1 protein-coding gene and 1 pseudogene are annotated in these 767 nt (G+C 47.3%); both read left to right on the top strand.

All coding sequences use genetic code 11. From position 1 onward, the window contains the following. Positions 1–423, top strand: a pseudogene (locus R7Q46_RS26560) (helix-turn-helix-type transcriptional regulator); the annotation flags it as partial. A 9-nt stretch (positions 424–432) separates the two neighbouring features. After that, a partial coding sequence (locus R7Q46_RS26555) for a deoxyribodipyrimidine photo-lyase (protein ID WP_318078135.1) occupies positions 433–767 on the top strand: 335 nt, incomplete at its 3' end.

The raw sequence follows: 767 nt of genomic DNA, 5'->3' as shown, positions 1-767 counted from the left end.
CCTGTGTTTGAAGCATTGGATTTGGTTAAGGGCTCGCTGCGCTCTTTGCAGATGGGATTGTTCCAAACCTGTTTAATCACGCGTTTGGCATTGGTGATCGATTCTGAAAACAAAGCATCTACTAAGGGGAAATGTCTGTTGATCAGCTTTGAACAAAGTCGAGATGCGGAAAGCTGGATTCAGGCGGCGAAGTTGTGTGAGCAAGGTTACCACATCACCTTAATCGACAAGGTGGACGACGTTTCTGGCTTGGTGGGTCACGACGTGATTGAACGCTACCAGCGTATTTATGTGTTCTCGAATAGGGCGCTACCTGCCAAGCAAGTGGAAGCATTCAAAGCGCTGTTAGCGCGGTATCCTGAGCAAGTGCAGTGTTCGGAAGTTATTGAGAAACTTCATCTTGCACAAACACAGATTCAGTAAGGAGACCACATGATTCTGGTTTGGTTTAGGCGCGATTTACGCACGTTAGACCACACGGCGTTAAAGGCGGCACTTGATACAGGGCAACCTGTTGTTGCTTGTTTTGTTGCAACGCCAGAACAGTGGCAAGAGCACCACATGGCGCCGATGCAGGCGGATTTAATCGCTAGGCGTCTTGAGCATGTTCATCAAGAGCTCACAGAGCTAAACATTCCTCTTCTGTATAAAGAAGTTCCGCGTTTTGACGACTGTACACAAGTCATTTGCGATTGGGCGGATAAGCTCAACGCAACAGCGGTAATGGTCAACATCAATTATGAAGTGAATGAAGTTGAGTTGGATAG

It is taken from the genome of Vibrio sp. 811 (genome assembly GCF_033339195.1).
This window is presented reverse-complemented; position numbering and strand designations above follow the sequence as displayed.